The organism is Janthinobacterium sp. BHSEK (assembly GCF_056174685.1).
Window position 1 is genome coordinate 38,769 of record NZ_JBWBYV010000019.1, and the last position, 20,873, is coordinate 59,641.

Consider the following 20,873-nt stretch of genomic DNA (forward strand, 5'->3'; position numbering starts at 1 on the left):
CATCGTCTTGAATGGACACCGCCTGTCCGCGGGACGATTCCCAGCGCACGCTTTCCGCTTTTCGCCGAGGATGAATGATCTATGTCTAAGCTTAAAATCAGTACCCGTTTGACCTTCAGTTTCGGCCTGATCATTGTCCTGCTTGCCATGGTGGCATTTGTTTCCGTCAGCCGCATCCGCAACATCAATGCATCGACGGAAAAAATTCTCAACGACCGCTATGTCAAGGTCATGTTGTCGAATACGATACAGTCCGAGGTCAATATCCAGGCCCGCCTGCTGAGCATCGCCATCATCGGCGCCAACGATGCCGACGAAGTCAGCAGTTCTGTGGCCAAGATTCAGGCCTCGATCAAAAAGAACCTGGAACTGCTGGCGCGCCTGAAAACCATGGTCAATACGCCCAAGGGCCAGGAACTGCTCCAGGCCGTGATGACCAGCCGCGAAAGCTATGCCAGGACGCGCGATGCGAACATCAAGCTACTACAAGAAGGCAAATCGGAAACGGCGGGCATCTTCCTGTTGACGCAGCTGCGCTATCCCCAAGAAAAATTCTTGACTGCACTGGCGGCCATGACCGGCTTCCAGGAATCGCTGATGGAAAGCGAAGGCAAGCAAGCCGCGGCCGATGGGCGCATGGCCATCATCCTGACCTTGTCCCTGTCCATCGCGGCGACGGCCATTGCCATCGCGCTGGCCGTCCTGATCAGCCGCTCCATCAGCCGGCCCATCGCCGAAGCCGTCACAGTGGCGCAACGGGTGGCGGCCGGCGACCTGTCGGGCACCATCGACGCGCGCGGCACCGATGAAACGGGCCAGCTGCTGCGCGCCCTGAAAGACATGAACGACAATCTGCAAGGCATCGTGGCGCGCGTGCGCCATGGCACGGACGCTATCGCCCACGGCTCGCGCGAAATCGCCTCCGGCAATATGGACCTGTCTTCGCGCACGGAACAGCAAGCCAGCTCGCTGGAAGAAACGGCATCATCGATGGAAGAACTGACGTCGACCGTCAAGCAGAATGGCGAAAACGCGCGCCAGGCCAACCAGATGGCGCAATCGGCCTCCAGCGTGGCCGGCAAGGGCGGCCAGGTGGTGGCGGAAGTGATCACGACCATGGACTCCATCAATGCCTCGTCGAAGAAAATCGTCGACATCATCGGCGTCATCGACGGCATTGCCTTCCAGACCAATATCCTGGCCCTGAATGCGGCCGTGGAAGCGGCCAGGGCGGGCGATCAGGGACGGGGCTTTGCCGTGGTGGCCACGGAAGTGCGCAACCTGGCCCACCGCTCCGCCTCCGCCGCCAAGGAAATCAAGATCCTCATCGACGATTCCGTGCACCAGGTCAATCTCGGCAGCAATCTGGTGAACCAGGCGGGCAGCACCATGGAAGAGATCGTCAGCAGCGTGCGACGCGTTACGGACATCATGGCCGAGATCACGTCCGCCAGCAACGAGCAGGAAGCAGGGATCGAACAGATCAACCAGGCCATTACGGAAATGGATGCCGTGACCCAGCAAAATGCCGCGCTCGTGGAAGAAGCGGCCGCCGCGTCCGAAGCGCTGCAGGAGCAAGCGGGCATCCTGGCCGAGGCCGTCAGCGTGTTCAAGCTCGACGGCACGCAGACGCTGCCAGCCGCCGCGCCAGCAGCGCGGCCGGCGCCAAAGCCAGCGCCACAGGCCGCAGCCGCCAGGGCGGTCCCGCCCCGTCTCGTCGCCAACGCTCCCGCCAGCCGCAAGAGCGCCGCGCCCGCCATGGCGGCGGAAGGCGAGTGGGAACAATACTGACCTGACCGGGCAGCAGCCAGCCGCCCGTGCCGCCGTCCAGCGCGGCGGGAGCGGCGCGCCGCCATGGCGCAGCGCAGCACCGCTAATCGTTGCCACGCCGGCCATTGCTGCCTATACTGGGCGCAGCATTGTTCGTCCCTTCCCTTGCCGATAAGCTCCTACCTATGACCATCAAAGACCAGCCACGCGCTGCGGCGCGATTTTCACCGACCCGATTTGCACACGTGTGCATATTCTTGTTTGCTGGCTTGTACGGCATGCCAGGCACGGCGGCCGAACTCAGCCCCGCCGCACAGCTGGGGCGGCGCATCTTCCACGATGCCAGCCTATCCGCCTCGGGCAAGCAGTCGTGTGCCAGTTGCCATGACCCGGCCCACGCTTACGCACCCGGCAACCAGCTGGCCGTGCAACTGGGGGGCGCCGATGGCCAGGCGCACGGCTACCGCGCCACGCCATCGCTGCGCTACCTGGAACACAATCCGCCCTTCCGCTTTGATGAGGAAGGCGCGCCCAACGGCGGCATCAACTGGGACGGCCGCGCCGCCAGCCTGGCGGAACAGGCGGAACGGCCTTTCCTGGCAGCGCACGAAATGGCCAATACCAGCACGGATGAAGTTGTGGAACGGCTGCGCAATGGCAGTTACGCGCAAGCATTTCGGCACGTCTTTGGCGCCGCCATCTTTACGCAACCGCAACAGGCATTCCGCCGTATCACCTATGCCTTGCAGCAATTCCAGCAGGAAGAGCCGGACTTCCACCGCTACGATTCCAAATATGACCTCTACTTGGCCAACAAGGTTCCGCTGGAGCTGGCGGAATTGCGTGGCCTGGCCCTGTTCAACGATGAACGCAAGGGCAATTGCGCCGCTTGCCACCCCAGCGTGCGGGGCGAACATGGCGCGCCACCCTTGTTTACGGACTTCAGTTTCGACAATCTGGGCGTGCCGCGCAATACGCGCATTCCCGCCACGGCCGACCCCGCGTATTTCGACCTGGGCTTGTGCGGCCCGGACCGCACCGACCTGGCAACAAAAGCCGAGCTATGCGGCGCCTTCAAGGTGCCCAGCCTGCGCAATGTGGCCACGCGCCAGGTGTTTTTCCATAACGGCGTGTTCGACAACCTGACGGATGCCCTGCGTTTCTACGTGCGGCGCGATACGCATCCGCAAGAATGGTATCCGCGCGACAAGCGGGGAAAAGTGCAGAAATTCAATGACGTACCGGCCAGGTACCGCGCCAACGTCAACGTCAGCGAAGCGCCGTTCGACCGCAGGCGCGGCATGGCGCCCGCACTGACGGCGGGCGAGATCGAGGATATGGTGAAGTTTTTAGCCACCTTGACGGATGGCTATCAAGTCCAGCAGTAAGACATGGGGGGTTCCAGCGCCGGAACGCCCCCTGGCAACTAGCCGCGCGCCACCTTGCGCAGGGCATCGACCAGCCGGTCCAGATGCGACTCGGGCGTAAAGATGCCCGGCGTGACGCGCACGCACGCGCCGCTGGCCAGACCGTCGCGCGGCACGGCAAAGATGCCGTGTTCCTGCACCAGCTTTTTCGACAGGGCATAACTGTCTGCCGCGCTGCTCCTGCCTTTTAAGCGGAACGAAGCGATGGCACTCGTCAGGCGCGGGTCGCTCGATGCCAGCACCTCGATGCCGTCGATGCCGCGCGCCGCCTCCACCCAGCGGTTGCGCAGCAATCGCAGCCGCGCCTGCTTGTTGGCCACGCCGATCTGCGCATGCAAGTCCAGCGCCGCCGGCAAGCTCAGGTAGGCGGCGAAATTGAGCGTGCCCGTGTGCACGCGGGTGCGGATATCGTCGCCCGCCTTTTCTCCCAGGTAGGGGTCGATATCGGCCACCCGGCCCCGCTTGATGTAGGCGGCCCCCACGCCGACGGGCGCGCCTATCCATTTGTGCAGGTTGATACCGGCAAAGTCCGCCTGCAGGTCGGGGATCGTCATGTCCAGCTGGCCAAAGCCGTGCGCCGTGTCGACGATCACATCGATGCCGCGCGCGCGCGCCAGGCGGCTGATCTCGGCCACGGGCAAGACCATGCCGTTACGGTGGTTGACATGCGTGAGCAGCATCAGTTTCAGCTTCGGCTGACGTTCCATGGCGGCAACATAGGCAGCAACAACATTGTCATACGTAAATGGTTCCGGGATCGCAATGGACACCACCTGGGCGCCGCGCCGCTGTTGCAGCCAGCGCGTGACGGTGATCATATTGTCGTAATCGATGTCCGCGTACAGCACCGCATCACCCGGCTGCAGGCGGTTGTAGCCGGCGATCAGGACTTGCAGCGCTTCCGTGGCGCCCCGTGTCAGCACGATTTCATCGACACCCACGCCGAGCGCCCTGGCCGCCGCCGCGCGGGCCGCCTCGAAGTCGGCGGGAAAGCGCATGCGCGCATACCAGGCGTTGTCGCGGTTGACCATGGCCAGTTGCTGCTCGTAATGACGCAGCACGGGCCTGGCCATCGAGCCCCAGTAGGCGTTGTCGAGTTGCACGATGGCATCGGTGGTGTCGTACTGCGCGGCCACGGCTTGCCAGTAAGCCTGGTTGCTGGCCAGCGCTTCCGGCGTGGTGCCGGCCGGTACTGCTGGCAATGGCGGCAAGGCAGGAGGCAAGGCGGCGGACGCCGCCGCAGCCGATCCTGCGCCCGCCGTCAAGGGCAGCGCCGCCGCCAGCGAACCGGCGCGCAACAAGGCGCGGCGTTGTGGATTCATATTCACATTACCCCCTTAGAACGTCACTTTGTACTCGACGTACAGCTTGCGCCCGTCCGTGTCGTACGGCGCATTGCGCGAATAGATCAGACCGCGGCTGGCCTGGAAGGTTGCCTCATCGGGATATTTGTCCAGCACGTTGTCGATACCCACGCGCACGGATTGCTTGTCGCTGATCTTGTAGCTGGCCGCCAGGTCGAGAAATTGCATGGCGCCAAAGCGCTGGAAGATATCGCCCGTGGCGTTGCCGGAATTGTCCGTCCACGCGCCGTAATAGCGTACGCGTGCCAGGGCATTCCAGTTGCCCAGGTCATAGTTGCCGCTGATGGTGGCTTTCTGGCGCGGCAGGCGCTCTTCGAACACCTGGCGCTGGGCTGCATTGGTCACCAGGCTGGACTTGCCGCCGTCGACCTTGGTGGTGTTGTAGTTGTAGGCCAGGGTCAGGTTCAGCTTGCCGTCGCCGATACGGCTCAGGTGGCTGGCCACGATATCGATGCCGCGCGTGGTGGTGTCGAAGTCGTTCGTGAAATAGCTGACGGAGGTGTAGCGCAGCGGGTTGGCCACGCCAGCGGGCACGGCAAACGCGGCGGACGTGCTGAAGCGGTCGCTGACCTTGATGTCATACACGTCGACGGAACCGGAAAAACCGGCCGGCGTCTTCCAGGTAAAACCCAGCGACAGGTTCTTCGATTTCTCCGGCTTCAGCGCCTGCGCACCGAGCAGGATGGCCAGCGGGTCGCTATTGGCCAGGCGGCCACTGGTAAACAACAGCAGGGTCTTGGTGTCGAGGCCCTGGTTGGTGCTGTTGGTGTTCGACTGGCCCGGCGTTGGCGCGCGGAAACCCGTCGAGTAGGAACCGCGCAGGGCCAGGTCTTCGCTCAAGGCGTAGCGGGCCGACAGCTTGCCGTTGACGGTGCTGCCGAATTCCGAGAAATGTTCGTAGCGGGCCGCGCCGCCCAGGCTCAGGGCCTTGCTGACGGGCACTTCCACGTCCAGGTAGGCCGCATAGCTGTCCTGGCCCCAGCTGCCCGCCTGGCGGCCGCTGAAACCGGGTGCGCCGTTGGCATTCGCGTCCAGGCCGATGGCCGCGCCCGGCCCTACCGTCCAGGACGCTACATCGCCCGCCTTCACGCCGTACGTTTCATTGCGCGCTTCCGCGCCAAACGCGATATTGACGGGTTGCGGCAACGATGCCACGGGCAGTTCATAGTTGAAGTTGGCGTTGAGAATCTTTTCCGCCTGCGACAACTGGCCCAGGTAGAACGACGTCGGGCTGGCCGGCCCCATCGAGGCGTTGATGGAATTGGCCAGCTTGTAATCGATGCGGTTGCGGCCATAGGAAGCGCTCACATCCCAGCCCAAGCGGTCGTTGAAGTGACCGCGCACACCGGCCACCAGCTGCACATCATCCTGCTCGTTCGAATAGCTGGGGCTGAAACCGAGCGGATATACACTGCGCAAGTCCCAGCCGGGGAACAGGCTGCTGGTCTTATACGCGCCCGTGCTGGTATCGGGATTTCTCCAATTAAAATCCGAGGTACCGTCGCTGCGGCTGAACAGGCCGAAACCGTACAGTTCCGCCGTGTCGGACAGAGCCATGCCGGCATTGAAACCGAGGCGCTTGCTGTCGAGTTCAGGCTGGCCCCAGCGCTGCACGGGGTTGGGCACCTTCAGTTCCGGATGCGCTTGCTGGAAAGCAATGGCGTCGGCCCGCTGGCGCGTGCGCGAAGTGGGGTCGGACTTGGCCAGGGCGCCAAAAATCGTCGCCTTGCCCGTCTCGCCAAAGGCAAAGCCCGTCTTCAGGTTGAGCTCATTGCCCTTGCCGTCGCCTTCCGAGTATTGCGAATGGTGCACGGAGATTTCCGTGCCGACCGTGTCTTCGAGAATGATGTTGATCACACCCGCGATCGCGTCGGAGCCGTACTGGGCCGAAGCGCCGTCGCGCAGCACTTCGATGCGCTTGATGGCGGACACGGGAATCTGCGCCAGGTCCGGCGCCTGCGCACCGCGCGCACCCAGCAGGGCGCTGCGGTGGAAACGCTTGCCATTGACCAGCACCAGGGTCTGGTCCGGCGACAGGCCGCGCAAGGTAGCCGGGCGCACGAAGACTTGCCCATCGGCCATCGGCAAGCGCTGCACCACATACGAGGGAACCAATTGCGCCAGGACATCATTCAAGTCCGACGATTCGACGGCGCCGATATCGCTGCGGTTGAACACATCGACGGGCGCCATGGTGTCGAACTGGGTTCGGTTGCTGCCGCGCGTGCCGGTGACGATCACGGCTTGCGGTGCATCAAGGGTATCGCTGGCAGCAACGGGCGCGGCGGGCGCATCGCCATGGGCATGCGCCTGGCTGGCGAAGACAGCGCTCATGGCGCACAACAGGGCCGCCGCGCGGGCGATGCGGGTACGGGAACAGGTCATGGGGAGGGTTCACTATGCAGGTTGGATCAACAACGACGCGTCACAGCAAGACTCGTATCTTGCATGAAATATCACGAAGTTCGGCTTACTTACATTAAAAGCATCTAAATTACGCAGATAACGTCAGATGGCGCCATCATACGAAGCGAATATTTCCGCCGTATGACGCGCTGATCACTATTGGAGGAGCGAGACCTGCACGCTGGCCGACACGCAGCACATGCACGTATTGCGCCGGCCGCCGGCATCATTCATCCAGCACGGCTTTTCTCGCCAGGCAGCCATGTTTTGATTCGAGCGTAAGAAAAACATGGCGCCGGCAATGAAAGGGCAAATGGGGGACCATCGATACAATTGGATAGATTTCCTACAATCAACACTCCCTATAATGCGGCGGCGCAACGACACGCATTCTTGTCGCTATATTAGGTTGTAAAGATGAAGAAACAGAGCATATTGTGCGCGATCGTCAGCTTGCTCGCCGCTTGCGGAGGCGGCGGAGGCGGTGGCGGGAATGGCAGCAGTCCGGATCCTAAACCGGTGGTTCCACCGACACCGGTGCTGGCATCCATCAATGCCGCTGATGCATTGAATAAATTCCTGGGAAGCGACCTGACCATCTCGAATCTGGCATCCAACGATGGCAGCCTGGGGACGGCGACCTTAATCGTGAGCCAGGAATCTGGACAGTCTGCGCCATTCATTACCAATGGAGTATCGCAACAAGCAACATCCGTCAAAGTCATTTCACTGCTACGTAGCAATGCCAGTGGCAAGCTGCAATACCGGAATAGTTGGAAATTGCATCTGGATACGAATATGCACCCCATCGGCATGGCGATCGGGTATGCCGATGCCGGCTACAAGGCATGCATGTCCGTCACAGGCCGTAATGTGTTGCCCACCCTCAGCAATTCATCCGGAACGTATTTTTCGGGTGTGCAAACGTCGACTTATGTCCAAGGCTTCAAATCGGGCAAATACGCGAATTACTGCGACCCAAGCGGCACGACGACCAGCAACGTGGAATGGTCGATTGCAGCAGGTTCGCCAAGTCCATATTTCTGCCTAACAATGCCTGATAGCCTGTACACGGCCAAAACGAGAATGTGCATTCCAGTCGATGCGGCTGGTACGCAGAACAATTCCGTGTGGATTCGACTCTTCAACCCGGATGGCAGTTCCGCTATCGATTACAAGAACACGGCCCTGAATAAGCCACTGGAACAGCCGGCCACCGCCGTCGATGCCAACAACTATTGGTATGGCGCCGTCTGGCGTCCTCAGGACGGCTATATCTACCAGCGCTACCAGGACACCAAATTTGCATCTGAGCAAGCATGCAGGGACCAGACGACGATCAACTGGAAAGCGACCTGGGACGCCTCGAATATTTCTTGGACATGCGTCAACGTCAAATCAACGTAAGAAGGTAATGCGGTACCACCCCAGCCAACCGGCAGCTATGCCGCAGGCTGGGGTGGTACCGGGCAGATTTAACCGCCGGCCACCACCATGCTCTCAATGAGGATGGAACCCGTCTCTTTGGTGCCGCGGCGCAAGGTGTCGGCGCCCACGGCGACGATGTGGCGCAGCATGTCCTTCATGTTGCCGGCAATCGTGATTTCTTCCACCGGATACTGGATCACGCCGTTTTCCACCCAGAAACCGGAGGCGCCGCGCGAATAGTCGCCCGTCACGTAATTGGTTCCTTGCCCCATCAGCTCCGTCACCAGCAAGCCCGTGCCCAGCTTTTTCAGCATGGCGCTGAAATCGTCGCTGGCGGCCGTCAGGCTCGAGGTCAGGTACAGATTGTGCGAGCCGCCCGCATTGCCCGTCGTCTGCATGCCCAGCTTGCGGGCCGTATAGGTCGACAGGAAATAGCCTTGCACCACGCCATCCTTGACGACGTCGCGGCTGACAGTCTTGACGCCTTCTTCGTCGAACGGCGCGGAACCGACGCCGCCGATCACGTGCGGGTCTTCGAAGATCTGCACGTGCGACGGCAGCACCTGCGTGCCCAGGGAATCGTTCAGGAAAGTGGATTTGCGGTACAGGGCGCCGCCCGAGGTCGCTTGCACATAGGTACCGAGCAAACCGGCCGCCAGCGGCGCCTCGAACAGCACGGGACAGGTGCGCGTGCCCAGCTTGCGCGCGTTCAGGCGCGACAGGGCGCGCTCGGCGGCGTAGCGGCCGATGGCTTCCGGGCTCGACATCTTGGCGGCGTCGCGCACGGACGAATACCAGTCGTCGCGCTGCATCTTGGCGCCCCTGCCGGCGATGGGCGCCACGGACAGCGTATGGCGTGAAAACGGGTAGCCGCCGATGAAGCCACGCGAATTGGAGGACACAAAGTGCGATTGCTGCACGTGCACGCTGGCGCCCTCGCTGTTCGTGATGCGCGGGTCCACGGCAAACGCGGCCGCCTCGGCCCGCTGGGCCAGTGCGACGGCTTCCTCGGCGGAAATGAGCCACGGATAAAACAGCTGCAAATCGCGGGGAGACATTTCCAGCATGTCGGCGTCGGCCAGCCCCGCGCAATCGTCCTCGGCCGTGAAGCGGGCGATGTTGTAGGCGGCGTCCACCGTGGCGCGCAGGGCGGACGGCGAAAAGTCGGAGGTGCTGGCATTGCCGCGTTTCTTGCCGACAAACACGGTCACGCCCATGCCCTTGTCCTTGTTTTGCTCGATCGTCTCGATCTTGCCTTTTCGTACAGAAACGGACAGGCCGCCGCCTTCGCTGACCTCGACGGCAGCGTCGGTGCCGCCCGCTTCCCGCGCAAAAGACAACACATCACGGGCCAGTTGCTGCAATTGCTCTTGACTATGGGTAAATACGGAGTCGTTCATGCGCTGTTTTCTTCGGAAAGCCGCTAAAAAGGTTATCATAGCAGTCGTTTACAGTTTACAGGTGCGGCCTACGCGGCCAATCCCGCCTTATCATGCCAAATCCAAACCGGGGAGCTTGCGGCTTCCAATCCACCGAATTCGAACAGGAATATGAACGTCCATCGAAATCGGAACTCAAGCGCCAGATGACCGTCCTGCAAAAGCTGGGCGAAGAACTCGTCAATGAGGCACGTGACCGCGTCAAGCGCGTCCCGATGCCGGAAGACGTGCGCGACGCCATTCTCGAATGCCAGCAAATCAAGGATCACGAAGGCCGCCGCCGCCAGCTGCAATACGTGGGCAAGAAAATGCGCACCCTGGATGAAGAAGAAGTTGCCGCCATCCAACGCACCATCGATAGCTGGAAAGGCTTGTCGAAAGCCGACACGGCCAATATGCACGCGATGGAACGCCGCCGCGACAAACTCTTGACGGACGACAAGGCATTGACCGTCTTGCTGTCGGAAAACCCGGAACTGGACGTGCAACACCTGCGCACCCTGATCCGCAATGCCCGCAAGGAGCAAGCCGAGAACAAGCCGCCGAAAGCCTACCGCGAAATCTTCCAGATCTTGAAAGAGATCGCCAAGAAGAACAACAGCGGCAAGAAAGATGCCGATGAAGATGGCGTCGAGCCAGAAGAAGACGAATAAGCAACTGGGTCTGACCCGGCGGGTCTGACCCCGAAAGTAGCTAAAAACCGGGATCAGCCCGGTTTTTTTACGACATAGACAGGTGCCCCATGACCACGATAGAAGACGAATTGATTATCGGCCTCGTGTCGATCTCGGACCGCGCCAGCGGCGGCGTGTATGAAGACCTGGGCATCCCGGCCCTGGAAAGCTGGCTGTCCGCCGCCATCCGCACGCCGTTCCGCCTGGAAAAACGCCTGATCCCGGACGAGCGCTCGCAAATTGAAAACACCCTGATCGACATGGTCGACCTGAACCACTGCCATCTGATCCTGACGACGGGCGGCACGGGTCCCGCACGGCGCGACGTCACGCCGGACGCCACGCTCAGCGTGGGCACCAAGGAAATGCCCGGTTTCGGCGAACAGATGCGCCAGATCAGTCTGCAATTCGTGCCGACGGCGATCCTGTCGCGCCAGGTGGCCGTGATCCGCGAGACGCCCGAGCGCGCTTGCCTGATCATGAACTTGCCGGGCCAGCCAAAAGCCATCAAGGAAACCCTGGAAGGCTTGAAGGATGTTGATGGAAATCAATTGGTGAACGGCATCTTTGCCGCCGTGCCGTATTGCATCGACCTCATCGGAGGTCCCTACATGGAAACCGACCCGGCCATCTGCAAGGCCTTCCGTCCCAAATCGGCGCTGCGTCCGGCGCAACCATTACCTGAGGAAAATACATGAGCACCTTGCTGGAAACCATAGAACTCGACAGCGCACCGAATCCCACCGTTTCCATCATCTGGATGCATGGCCTGGGCGCCGACGGCAACGATTTCGTGCCCTTGGTAAAAGAACTCGATTTGCGTGGCTGCCCCGCCATCCGCTTCATTTTCCCCAGCGCCGGCACCATGCCCGTCACCATCAACAATGGCTACGTGATGCGCGCCTGGTACGACATCCTCGTGAACGACCTCGTGCGCCGCGAGGACGAGGCTGGCCTGCGCGCCTCGCAGGGACAAATCGAAGCGCTGATCGCGCGCGAAAAGGCGCGCGGCATTCCCGCAAGCCGCATCATCCTGGCCGGCTTCTCGCAAGGTTGCGCCATGACCCTGCAAACGGGCTTGCGCCACGCGGAACCGCTGGCCGGCCTGATGTGCCTGTCCGGCTACCTGCCCCTGGCCGACAAGACGGCAGCCGAGCGCACGCCAGCCAGCCTGCAGACGCCCATCTTCATGGCGCATGGCACGGCCGACCCCGTGGTGCCGATTACCCGCGCGCAGCAATCGCGCGACTTGCTCACCGGCATGGGTTACAAGGTGGAATGGCACGAATACATGATGCAGCACTCGCTGTGCCAGGAAGAAATCGACGCCATCGGCGCCTGGCTGAAAAAAGTATTGGCTTAAAGTAAAACAGGCGCGGTGTGCGCCGCGCCTGTTGTCATTCGGAACGCCGGGAACGATCAGTTCGCCGGCGTTTTTTCATTCCAGACTTTCAACATGTCGGGCGACGCTTCCGAGCGGATGCCGTTGTCCGTCAGCACCGATTCCGTCGCGGCCAGCATCTCCTTGCGGGGCACGACGACCATTTCCGCATCGCGCTGCTGGAAGCGGAACGTCAGCAATTCATCGGTCTGGTCGCGCAGCAAGGCCACCAGGTGCGCCAGGCTGCGCACGCGCACGCCATTGACGGAATCGACGACCGAGAAGAAACGGGTGCTGTAGCCATTCATCAGCTTGTGCGGGAAGAATGGCGCGGCGATCACCACCAGCTCTTCGCGCTCGCTGTCGGGCGCATCGCCGCGCCGCGTGGCCAGCGGATTACCGGCAAACGCCATACCGCCCAACATTGCCGGGTTGCCATTCGGCGCCGCCATGAATTCCGTAGTGGCGCGCGAAAACACCATCGGGCCGAAGATGAAATAGGACGGATAACTGCCCTGCAGGCCGCTGATGAGCATCGGGTGCGCCGCCGAGACGGGCACCTTGATTTTCAGAGGCGCGCCCTGGCGCACCACCGTCAATGGCAATTGCCCGTCTTTCGCCAGTTGCTGCACCCGGTACTGGAAGCGCACGCGGCTGTTGGCATTCAGCTTGACCATGCCTTGGTTGTCGACCGGAAAATCGCCGATATGTGTGATGACATCCCATTCCTTGAGCGGATAGGCGGCATCCTTGCTGGCCGGCGTCATCACGACGGCGCCCTCGACACCCTTGGCCAGTTTCAAATACGTGCGCAGCGCGGGATTTTCCAGCGTTTGCGTCACATCGCGCATGGCCGGCTTGCCCTTGGGCGCGCCGCCTTCCTGGTCGCGCAGGAACAGCTCGATTTCCTCGTTGGGGATGATGTAGCCGATGTTTTGCGCATTGAGCATGCCGGCAAAGGCCAGGCCGATCATCTTGTCGCCGGCGATCACGGGGCCGCCGCTGTTACCCGGGTTGATGGCCGCATCGATCTGGATGCGCAGGCCGGACACGGGGAAACTGTAACGCACGAATTCGATGCGCGAGACGATGCCCTTGGTGATCGACAGCGAGGTGCCGCCCGTCGGATAGCCATACGCCAGCACGGCATCGCGCACGTCCGGCAAGACGTTCGCGCGCGGCACCGCCTTGTGGCTGGCGAAAAAACTGTCGTCGTCGATCTTCAGCAAGGCCAGGTCCATGCCGCGCGAAATGGCCAGCACGGTCGCCGGTATCTTGTCGCCGGCGCCATTCGCCTGGATCTGCACCTGGCTGGCATAGCCGACCACGTGCGCATTGGTGAGGATGCGGCGGCCTTCGATGACGACGCCGGAGCCCGTCACTTCCTGCGGCGCGGCCTTGCTCCAGGGTTTATACGGGTCCGGCCCGCGCAGGGTGGAAAACACCTTGACGACGGAATTTTCCAGGGCGGAAGCGCTGGCGTTCGCCGTAGCGGCGGTCTCGGCGGCAAGCGCGCGCAGCGTCATCAAGGGAGAAAAAGAAAGGGCCAGCGCCAGGAAGGCGCGGCCCATCAGGGTGATGCACGGACGAGTTTTCATTGAGCTAATGGGCAATGGAAGGGAAGCAAAATTATATATTGAATAATTGCAACTTCATTACACTTTGTCCATCTTTGCCCGAAGAACTATTCTAATCGGGCAAAGGCGTGACGCCCAAGGCCGGCACGGCCGTCTGCGCGCCATTCATCACCATGGCCAGGAAGGTGTAATAGCCATTGATGCCCATCAAGTCGACCACGCCGTGCTCGCCGAACAGCGCCAGCGCCCGCGCATACGTGGCGTCGCTGACGCGCTTGTTTTGCTGCAGCTCGATACAGAAGTCATACACGGCTTGCTCGTCTTCCTTCAGGGCAAGCGGTATGCGCCGCGCGGCGATGGCGTCCACGGCCGCTTGCGCGATACCGTTCTGCACGGCCAGCGGCGCGTGGATGGCCCACTCGACTTGCTGGTCCCACTGGCGCGCCGTCACCAGGATCGCCAGCTCCGACAGGCGCGTGCCGATGGCGCTGCGGTAGCGCAAATACTCTCCCATGCGCTGCGCCGTTTCCATCAGCTCGGGACTGCGGATCAGGGGCACGAAGGGGCCGTACAGGGCCCCGCGCGGGCCGTCGATGATGGCTTGCGCGGCCGCGCGCTGCTGCGGGTCCAGCCGGTCCAGCGGCAGCGCGGGCAAACGGTCGATATTGCTACCGGCCATCAGGCCGTCCAGGCGACGACGTCCTGCTGCTGCTCGCCCAGGCCGGCGATGCCCAGACGCAGGCTGTCGCCTTTTTTGAGGAAGCGCTGCGGCTTGCGGCCCTGGCCCACGCCCGGCGGCGTGCCCGTGGCGATGACGTCGCCCGGTTCCAGGGTCATGAATTGCGACAGGTAGCTGACGATCTGCGCGACAGTAAAAATCATGGTTTGCGTATTGCCCGTCTGCATGCGCTTGCCGTTGACTTCCAGGTACAGGTCCAGATCCTGCTCATCGATGACTTCATCGCGCGTCACCAGCCACGGACCGACGGGGCCGAAGGTGTCGCAGCCCTTGCCTTTATCCCACTGGCCGCCCCGTTCCAGCTGGAACGAGCGCTCGGAAATGTCGTTGACGACGCAGTAACCGGCCACGTATTTCAGCGCGTCTTCTTCGCTCACGTATTGCGCGCGCGTGCCGATGATCACGCCCAGCTCCACTTCCCAGTCCGTCTTTTTCGAGCCTTTCGGCAGCACGACATTGTCGTCCGGGCCGTTCAGGCAAGTGATTGCCTTCATGAAGACGATCGGCTCGGCCGGGATCGGCATGCCCGATTCGGCCGCGTGGTCCGCGTAGTTCAGGCCGATGCCGATGAACTTGCCGACCTTCGCCAGCGGCACGCCGAAGCGCGGGTTGCCGCGCACGAGGGGCAAGGTCTTTTCGTCGAGCTTGGCCAGCTTGCGCAGGGCCTTGTCGGACAGTTGTGCGCCGTCAATATCGGCAATCACGCCGGACAGGTCGCGCAGTTTGCCTTCTTCATCGATCAGGCCCGGTTTTTCCTTGCCTGGACGTCCATAACGAACGAGTTTCATAGTCTTCCTTGGAGTTGATCATTGCCGCTGTGCAGGCTGGCATTTTACCGGATGGCCCGGCACGCCTGTAGCGGTTGATGAAAAACATCGCAAGTCCCGGCAGTTGCAAGGCCGCCAGCACGCCAAACGCCACCTGATACGCCTGCGGCGGGTACTGCTGCTGGCTGTTCAGGGGCCAGCAGCCGAGGATCAGGCCAAAGCCCGCCTGCACCAGGAAGGCGCCCGTAAAAATGAGCAGATTCAAACAGGTGGCCGCCCTGCCCGTCAAGCTGGCCGGCATGCTTTGCGCGACGATCGCGTATTCGAGGCCCGTCACCGTGCCCAGCAAGGTAAACAGCACGGACAGCAAAGGCAGGCCGGGCACGACATTGCAGGCCATCGCCACTTGCACGGCGACAAACAGGACGATGCCGGCGGCCGCCACCTGCATGGGTGCGATACCGCGCCGCCCTGCCCATTCCGTCAGCATGCCCATGCCGATGGCGCCGAAGATGACGGCCGCCATGCCCAGGTACAGCAGATACGCCACGCTGTCATCGGACAAGCCGCCCACGTCGGCCAGCCAGCGCCCCACCCACAAGCCCTGCACGCCAAAGAACACCGTGTGCGGCAGCAGGATCAGCGCGATGGTGCGGCGAAAGCCGGGATCGCGGTACACGCTCCAGACGCTGACCTTGCTCGCCTTGTGCATGCCTGCGGCACGCGCGGGCATGGCCGGCGACAGCAGGCGGATCAGCAAGCCGATGGCCAGCGCCGCCAGCGCCAGGCCCAGGAACACGCCGCGCCAGTCCGTGTAATGCAGGGCCAGCTTGACGGGCATGGTGGCCGTGGCCGCGCCCAGGCCGCCCACGGCGATCAGGTAACCGTGCACGGACGGCAGGCGCGCCGGCGCGATGGCGCACGAGATCGCTTTCACGGCGGCCATGAAACAGCCGCCCAGCCCCGCCCCCATCAGGGCGCGCGCCCACATCAGCTCGGCAAAGCTGTGGCCCCGGCTGAACAGCCACACGCCCAGGGCCGCCAGCGCCAGCAGCCACAGTTGCACCGTGCGGGGGCCGTAGCGGTCGAGCGCCATGCCGACTGGTAATTGCACCAGCGCAAAGGCGAGGAAAAAGGCGCTGGTCAGCAGGCCCAGCTGCGCTGGCGTCAGGGCGATGGCGCCCAGCAATTCCGCCGTCAGCACGGCATTCACGCCGCGCAGCAGGCACGACAGGTAATGCCCGAGCGCAAACGGCAGGAATACGAGACAAAACACGGCCAGACCGGAGCGGGCAGGCGCACCGGCGGCAGACATGCTCAGGCAGCCTGCGCCAGGCGGATGATTTTATGCGGCAACTGCGGCACAGGGTCATCCATCTCGAAGAAGAATTTATCGTGGCCAAAAGCCGGCTTCAAATCGTCCATCCACGTCGCTTCCGCATCGAACTTCGCATAAAACGGCCGCCGCACCCAGTCCGGGTTGCGCGCCTGCAAAAATTGCAGGGCAAACAGTTTTTCGCCATTGATGGTGACGACGCCGTCGATGACGATCTTGCCGGGAAAGGCGCTCATGGACGGTCCCCGCACCGTGCGCGACAGGCCCGACACCATCTGGTAGGCAGCCTGGAAAATCTCGTGCGCCTTCGCCAGGGGCAACTCGAAATAGCCGCGCGGGCCCGTGTCGCGTTCGACAAACAGGTAATACGGAATCGCTCCCAGGCGCGTGCCCGTCTGCCACAGCTCGGCCCAGCTTGCCGGATCTTCGTTGATGTGGCGGATCAGCGGCCCCTGCATGCGCAAGGTGGCGCCCGTGGACATGATGCGTTTCACGGCTTGCTGCGCGATGTCCTGGCGCAACTCGACGGCATGGCTGTAATGGCCCATCACGGCCAGGTTCTTGCCCGCCTTGACGATGCGCTCGAACAGGCGCATCAAGTCATCCGCATCGCGGTCCGAGACAAAGCGCTGCGGCCAATACGCCACCGCCTTGGTGCCGATGCGGATGTTCTGGATATGTTCCAGGCCCGGCGCCAGCAGCGGCTCCAGGTAGGCGGCCAGTTGCCGCGTGCTCATGATCATCGGATCGCCGCCCGTGATCAGCACGTCCGTCACTTCCGGATGCAGTTTCAGGTAGGCGGCCAGCTCATGCGACTCGCGCGCATCGAACTTCATGTCGTCCATGCCGACGAACTGGGGCCAGCGAAAACAGAAAGTGCAATACGCGTGGCAGGTCTGGCCCGCGCTGGGAAAAAACAGCACCGTTTGCGCATACTTATGCTGCAGGCCGCGCACGGGCGCATCGTTGACCCTCGGCACGTTATGCGTCATTTGCCCGGCAGGATGGGGATTCATTCCCAGGCGCAAGCCATGCACATAGGCGTCGATGGCCGCCTTGTCGCGCCGCACCAGCACCAGGTCGCGCAGGTGCGCATACTGCTCTGGCGGCAGCATGTCGCGGTGGGGAAAGACGAGGCGGTAGATGGGATCGTCAGGGATATTGTTCCAGTCGATCAACTGATCGAGCACATATTCATTGGTGCGAAACGGCAAGACGTGCGAGACCACTTGCACGGCTTCGCGCTGCTCTTCCGGCAGCCATTCCCACTGCCGCGCCTGTTGAATGGTTTGCCGCGTATATGGCTTGAACTTGGGTGAAAACGGCTCGGTAATGAGTGCGGACACGATCGGCTCCTTGCCTGTAAATAGCGACAACTTTCATGAAGTCGGCCGTATAGCGGCCAATTTCAGCCTCTTCCTCCCCCATGCCAGTCCACCTCGGCATGCTGTGAAAGTCATCATAGTTCTTGCCACTCGGAATCAAATTGCTACATATCAACAAGCCTCTCGATACGTTGCACGCTGCCTACAAGCAACACCTTAGTTTGTTCCATCGCAATTTGACGGCACCGTCGGCGACGTAAATTACGACTTGGCAACACATCCCTCGATATCACAAGGAGCTTTCATGAAACGCTTATTCACGGGTAGCCTGCTGTGTCTGGCATTTGCAGGCGGCAGCGTCAACGCCGCGGTCGAACCAACGGAGAAAGACGCCATCGCCATGGCCGAACGGGGCGCCGCCTTCATGAAGGCGCATGGCAAGGAAGAAATGATGAAGAAAATCACGGCGAAAGATCCCGACTTCGTGCAGGGTTCGCTGTATGTGGACATGCGCGATATCAAGACGGGCATCGTGCTGGCCCACCCCATCAATCCTTCCATCGTGGGCAAGGACTTGACGGATGTGCCGGATGCGAACGGCAAGAAATATCGGCGTGAAATCATCGAGCTGGCGCAAAAGCAGGGCAAGGGCTGGGTCGATTATCAGTACAAGAATCCCACCAGCGGCAAGATCGAGCCGAAGACCACGTACATTCTGCGCGTCAACGATGTGGTGCTGGAAGCGGGCATCTACAAAAAATAGGGCAGGGGCGGCGCGCGCGCAGCGCGCCGCCTGCGCGTTGAACAGCCATAGCCAGGAGTCAAGCATGCTCAATCAATTACGCATCGGACCAAAATTGTTGCTGGCGCCCACCCTGGTCTTGCTGCTGCTGATACTCAGCTCGACCGGCGCCTGGTATGGCATGGTACGGCAAAATGCCTCGCTGGAAAACATGGTGCTGGTACGCATCGCGCATTTGAAAGCGGCCGCCGACGTCGTCGGCGACGCCAAGCATGTGCATGGCAATATGTACCAGTTGCTGTCGTGGACGAATGGCAGCTTCGCCAAGGCTCGCCTCGATGCGCTAGAGCAACAGATCAAGGCGCGCCACGCGGCCATCGGCGCCCAGCTGGCCACCTTGCGTTCCACGGCCACGGGCGCCGAACGCACCCTGGTCGATGCGGCCATCGCGGCCCTGGCCGGCTATCGCAAGGCCGTGCTGGAAACCATGGAAATGGCGCAGATGGACCAGTCGATCGCCACCAATTCCATGCTCAAGGCGGAAACCCAATTCGTCCAGTTCAATACGCAGCTGGCGCAGCTGTCGGCCCTGGAAACAAAGCTCAGCAGCCAGGCCCATGCGACGGCCAGCGCCGAGTTCCGCAGCCTGGGCTGGAGCCTGCTGCTGACCGTCCTGCTGTCCATCCTCGTCTCCATCGTGGTGACCATGCTGGTGCGCCGCGCCATGCTGGTGGAAATCCGCGGCATTGCCGACGCCGTGCAAGACCTGGCGGCAGGCAAGCTGATGGCCGGCGCCCCCAAGCCGGGCAATGACGAAATCGCCGCCACCTCGCGCGTGCTGGACCAGACCATCGCCCACCTGAACCAGACCTTGCGCACCATCATGGGCGCCGTGCAATCGATCGACACGGCCTCGCGCGAAATAGCCACCGGCAATCTGGACTTGTCGGCGCGCACGGAAATGCAAGCCAGTTCGCTGGAAGAAACATCGAGCGCCATGGAAACCTTAACGGAAGCCGTCAACAACAATGCGGACAACGCCCAGCTGGCCTGCGAGCTGGCGGGGCAAGCGTCCACCCTGGCCGTGCAAGGGGGCACGTCGATGCAGCAGGCGGTGGCGACGATGGCGACGATACGGGCCAATTCGCGCCAGATCGTGGATATTATCGGCGTGATCGACGGTATTTCCTTCCAAACCAATATCCTCGCGCTGAACGCCGCGGTGGAGGCAGCGCGCGCGGGCGAACAGGGCCGCGGCTTTGCCGTGGTGGCGTCGGAAGTACGCACCCTGGCGCAACGCTCGGCGCAGGCGGCCAAGGAAATCAAGACCCTGATCGCCACGTCCGTCACCACCATCGACGGCGGCAGCGTGGCCGTGCAGCAGGCGGGCGACAGCATGGGCGCCATCGTGGCCTCGGTGCAGCAAGTCAACGAGATCATCCAGCGCGTCAAAGAGGCCAGCGCCGAGCAGGCGTCGGGCATCACGGAAGTGAACCTGGCCGTGGCGCAGATGGATGACGTCACGCAGCAAAACGCGGCCCTGGTGGAGCAGGCGGCAGCGGCGGCGGCCAGCCTGCAGGACCAGGCCGTCAAACTGTCGGCGGCGGTCAGCGTGTTCACCCTGGATCCAGCCGCGCCGGCCACGCCCGCCGGCGCCGAAGACGACGCCTTTCAAGACCCCGCCAGGATGCCCGCCCGGGAACGGCGCGCGCTGCACAGTCCGCTGCGCGGCATGCCCGGCATGCGTGGCGCCAAGGATGCGCCCCCGCGCCGGCGCGGGCAGGAAGGTAACTAGATGACGGGCGCGCGCATCGGTTTGCTCAGATAAGCGGAGCCGGCCAGCACGAAACGCCACGGCGTCTCCATCGCCCTGGAAATGCCGATGCGCGGTCCCGCCTGTACAGCAACCTCGTCCTCGCGGGCCAGCAGCATGAAGGGCGGCGCATCGAGCGCCAGCCGGTTCTGCAGATGGCTCACACCGAGCGCCTGGCACACCTTGCCCGGTCCCGAGCACAGCAGCCGCGCATCCTCGACGCCGCGCCGCTCGCGCATGGCATCGAGTCCCACGAGCGGTTCGATGGCGCGGATCAGCACGCCCGCGCCATGCCCCGCTTCGCGGCACACAAAGTTCAGGCACCAGTGGATGCCGTACGAGCGGTAGACATAGGCGTGCGCGGGCGGGCCGAACATGGCCGCATTGCGCGGCGTCATGCCGCCATACGTGTGCGAAGCGGGGTCCAGCCGGTCATACGCTTCCGTTTCCACGATGCGCCCGCCCACGCCGTCGACCAGCACGGTCACGCCGATCAGCTGGCGCGCCACGCTGCTGGAATCGTCCGCAAAATCGATACCCGCGAGGATTTTTTTCATCCGGCAATTGTACCGCCGCGCTGTCCACCGCACGCCTCACCCCCGCCTTGAAAACAAATAAAACTTGAACTTTTTATCACGGATATCGGGATGGGCAGCGTCGTAAAATGACGAAAATGGCGGCCGGA

General features: G+C 62.4%; 17 protein-coding genes. 8 read left to right on the forward strand and 9 right to left on the reverse strand.

Translation table 11 applies throughout. The features are described from left to right. Nucleotides 1-81: 81 nt before the first annotated feature. Both AC0V2Y_RS09180 and AC0V2Y_RS09185 read left to right on the forward strand, forming a co-directional pair. The gene (locus AC0V2Y_RS09180; RefSeq protein WP_475416558.1) at nucleotides 82-1,791 is read left to right on the forward strand and encodes a methyl-accepting chemotaxis protein; all 1,710 of its coding nucleotides are present in this window, start codon (nucleotides 82-84) and stop codon (nucleotides 1,789-1,791) included. Between the two features lie 236 nt (nucleotides 1,792-2,027). Then, nucleotides 2,028-3,158, forward strand: coding sequence for a cytochrome-c peroxidase (locus tag AC0V2Y_RS09185; RefSeq protein ID WP_475416559.1), 1,131 nt, complete (start codon nucleotides 2,028-2,030; stop codon nucleotides 3,156-3,158). Between the two features lie 38 nt (nucleotides 3,159-3,196). Here the strand turns inward: AC0V2Y_RS09185 and AC0V2Y_RS09190 are convergent, their stop codons facing one another. Next, on the reverse strand, nucleotides 3,197-4,519 hold the full coding sequence (locus AC0V2Y_RS09190; protein ID WP_475416560.1) for an aminotransferase class V-fold PLP-dependent enzyme: 1,323 nt from the start codon (nucleotides 4,517-4,519) through the stop codon (nucleotides 3,197-3,199). 15 nt (nucleotides 4,520-4,534) lie between these two features. Continuing rightward, nucleotides 4,535-6,946, reverse strand: a complete 2,412-nt coding sequence (locus tag AC0V2Y_RS09195) for a TonB-dependent receptor plug domain-containing protein (protein WP_475416561.1) — start codon at nucleotides 6,944-6,946, stop codon at nucleotides 4,535-4,537. 438 nt (nucleotides 6,947-7,384) lie between these two features. On the opposite strand from AC0V2Y_RS09195, the gene AC0V2Y_RS09200 reads away from it, so the two are divergent. Continuing rightward, nucleotides 7,385-8,374, forward strand: coding sequence for a hypothetical protein (locus tag AC0V2Y_RS09200; RefSeq protein ID WP_475416562.1), 990 nt, complete (start codon nucleotides 7,385-7,387; stop codon nucleotides 8,372-8,374). Between the two features lie 68 nt (nucleotides 8,375-8,442). Here AC0V2Y_RS09200 and pmbA read toward each other — a convergent pair whose 3' ends face one another. Then, nucleotides 8,443-9,795: a metalloprotease PmbA gene (gene pmbA, locus AC0V2Y_RS09205; protein WP_475416563.1), complete on the reverse strand. Its 1,353-nt coding sequence runs from the start codon at nucleotides 9,793-9,795 to the stop codon at nucleotides 8,443-8,445. A gap of 92 nt (nucleotides 9,796-9,887) precedes the next feature. Between pmbA and yjgA the strand changes: the two genes are divergently transcribed. The 3 genes from yjgA (at nucleotide 9,888) to AC0V2Y_RS09220 (ending at nucleotide 11,871) form a co-directional block, all read left to right on the forward strand. After that, nucleotides 9,888-10,487 carry a ribosome biogenesis factor YjgA gene (yjgA, locus tag AC0V2Y_RS09210; protein ID WP_131373528.1) on the forward strand — a complete coding sequence of 200 codons (600 nt, stop codon included), beginning with the start codon at nucleotides 9,888-9,890 and terminating at the stop codon, nucleotides 10,485-10,487. An 89-nt stretch (nucleotides 10,488-10,576) separates the two neighbouring features. Then, nucleotides 10,577-11,206, forward strand: a complete 630-nt coding sequence (mog, locus tag AC0V2Y_RS09215; protein WP_475416564.1) for a molybdopterin adenylyltransferase — start codon at nucleotides 10,577-10,579, stop codon at nucleotides 11,204-11,206. Further along, nucleotides 11,203-11,871: an alpha/beta hydrolase gene (locus tag AC0V2Y_RS09220; RefSeq protein WP_475416565.1), complete on the forward strand. Its 669-nt coding sequence runs from the start codon at nucleotides 11,203-11,205 to the stop codon at nucleotides 11,869-11,871. Before mog ends, AC0V2Y_RS09220 begins: the two co-directional genes overlap by 4 nt. Before the next feature lie 56 nt (nucleotides 11,872-11,927). Here the strand turns inward: AC0V2Y_RS09220 and AC0V2Y_RS09225 are convergent, their stop codons facing one another. The 5 genes from AC0V2Y_RS09225 to AC0V2Y_RS09245 form a co-directional block, all read right to left on the reverse strand. After that, complete coding sequence (locus AC0V2Y_RS09225) at nucleotides 11,928-13,487, reverse strand: S1C family serine protease (protein ID WP_475416566.1); 1,560 nt, start codon at nucleotides 13,485-13,487, stop codon at nucleotides 11,928-11,930. Nucleotides 13,488-13,578: 91 nt separating this feature from the next. Further along, complete coding sequence (locus AC0V2Y_RS09230; protein ID WP_475416567.1) at nucleotides 13,579-14,145, reverse strand: carboxymuconolactone decarboxylase family protein; 567 nt, start codon at nucleotides 14,143-14,145, stop codon at nucleotides 13,579-13,581. Next, complete coding sequence (locus AC0V2Y_RS09235; RefSeq protein WP_070291020.1) at nucleotides 14,145-14,993, reverse strand: fumarylacetoacetate hydrolase family protein; 849 nt, start codon at nucleotides 14,991-14,993, stop codon at nucleotides 14,145-14,147. The genes AC0V2Y_RS09230 and AC0V2Y_RS09235 overlap by 1 nt, the downstream gene beginning before the upstream one ends. Then, nucleotides 14,938-16,287, reverse strand: coding sequence for an MFS transporter (locus AC0V2Y_RS09240; RefSeq protein ID WP_475416568.1), 1,350 nt, complete (start codon nucleotides 16,285-16,287; stop codon nucleotides 14,938-14,940). The genes AC0V2Y_RS09235 and AC0V2Y_RS09240 overlap by 56 nt, the downstream gene beginning before the upstream one ends. Nucleotides 16,288-16,289: 2 nt before the next feature. Beyond that, nucleotides 16,290-17,654, reverse strand: a complete 1,365-nt coding sequence (locus tag AC0V2Y_RS09245) for a KamA family radical SAM protein (protein ID WP_475416569.1) — start codon at nucleotides 17,652-17,654, stop codon at nucleotides 16,290-16,292. 283 nt (nucleotides 17,655-17,937) lie between these two features. On the opposite strand from AC0V2Y_RS09245, the gene AC0V2Y_RS09250 reads away from it, so the two are divergent. Then, the gene (locus tag AC0V2Y_RS09250; protein WP_071075415.1) at nucleotides 17,938-18,396 is read left to right on the forward strand and encodes a cache domain-containing protein; all 459 of its coding nucleotides are present in this window, start codon (nucleotides 17,938-17,940) and stop codon (nucleotides 18,394-18,396) included. Between the two features lie 64 nt (nucleotides 18,397-18,460). Further along, the gene (locus tag AC0V2Y_RS09255; RefSeq protein WP_475416570.1) at nucleotides 18,461-20,170 is read left to right on the forward strand and encodes a methyl-accepting chemotaxis protein; all 1,710 of its coding nucleotides are present in this window, start codon (nucleotides 18,461-18,463) and stop codon (nucleotides 20,168-20,170) included. Here AC0V2Y_RS09255 and AC0V2Y_RS09260 read toward each other — a convergent pair. After that, on the reverse strand, nucleotides 20,167-20,745 hold the full coding sequence (locus tag AC0V2Y_RS09260; protein ID WP_475416571.1) for a DNA-3-methyladenine glycosylase: 579 nt from the start codon (nucleotides 20,743-20,745) through the stop codon (nucleotides 20,167-20,169). The genes AC0V2Y_RS09255 and AC0V2Y_RS09260 overlap by 4 nt on opposite strands. Nucleotides 20,746-20,873 lie beyond the last annotated feature (128 nt).

Excerpts from the sequence above, each read along its gene's own strand:
- pmbA (WP_475416563.1), bottom strand. The coding sequence starts at position 9,795 with ATGAACGACTCCGTATTTACCCATAGTCAAGAGCAATTGCAGCAACTG.
- AC0V2Y_RS09235 (WP_070291020.1), bottom strand. The coding sequence starts at position 14,993 with ATGAAACTCGTTCGTTATGGACGTCCAGGCAAGGAAAAACCGGGCCTG.
- yjgA (WP_131373528.1), top strand. The coding sequence starts at position 9,888 with ATGCCAAATCCAAACCGGGGAGCTTGCGGCTTCCAATCCACCGAATTC.
- AC0V2Y_RS09240 (WP_475416568.1), bottom strand. The coding sequence starts at position 16,287 with ATGTCTGCCGCCGGTGCGCCTGCCCGCTCCGGTCTGGCCGTGTTTTGT.
- AC0V2Y_RS09230 (WP_475416567.1), bottom strand. The coding sequence starts at position 14,145 with ATGGCCGGTAGCAATATCGACCGTTTGCCCGCGCTGCCGCTGGACCGG.
- AC0V2Y_RS09220 (WP_475416565.1), top strand. The coding sequence starts at position 11,203 with ATGAGCACCTTGCTGGAAACCATAGAACTCGACAGCGCACCGAATCCC.
- AC0V2Y_RS09225 (WP_475416566.1), bottom strand. The coding sequence starts at position 13,487 with ATGAAAACTCGTCCGTGCATCACCCTGATGGGCCGCGCCTTCCTGGCG.
- AC0V2Y_RS09250 (WP_071075415.1), top strand. The coding sequence starts at position 17,938 with ATGAAACGCTTATTCACGGGTAGCCTGCTGTGTCTGGCATTTGCAGGC.
- AC0V2Y_RS09195 (WP_475416561.1), bottom strand. The coding sequence starts at position 6,946 with ATGACCTGTTCCCGTACCCGCATCGCCCGCGCGGCGGCCCTGTTGTGC.
- AC0V2Y_RS09180 (WP_475416558.1), top strand. The coding sequence starts at position 82 with ATGTCTAAGCTTAAAATCAGTACCCGTTTGACCTTCAGTTTCGGCCTG.
- AC0V2Y_RS09190 (WP_475416560.1), bottom strand. The coding sequence starts at position 4,519 with ATGAATCCACAACGCCGCGCCTTGTTGCGCGCCGGTTCGCTGGCGGCG.
- mog (WP_475416564.1), top strand. The coding sequence starts at position 10,577 with ATGACCACGATAGAAGACGAATTGATTATCGGCCTCGTGTCGATCTCG.
- AC0V2Y_RS09260 (WP_475416571.1), bottom strand. The coding sequence starts at position 20,745 with ATGAAAAAAATCCTCGCGGGTATCGATTTTGCGGACGATTCCAGCAGC.
- AC0V2Y_RS09255 (WP_475416570.1), top strand. The coding sequence starts at position 18,461 with ATGCTCAATCAATTACGCATCGGACCAAAATTGTTGCTGGCGCCCACC.
- AC0V2Y_RS09200 (WP_475416562.1), top strand. The coding sequence starts at position 7,385 with ATGAAGAAACAGAGCATATTGTGCGCGATCGTCAGCTTGCTCGCCGCT.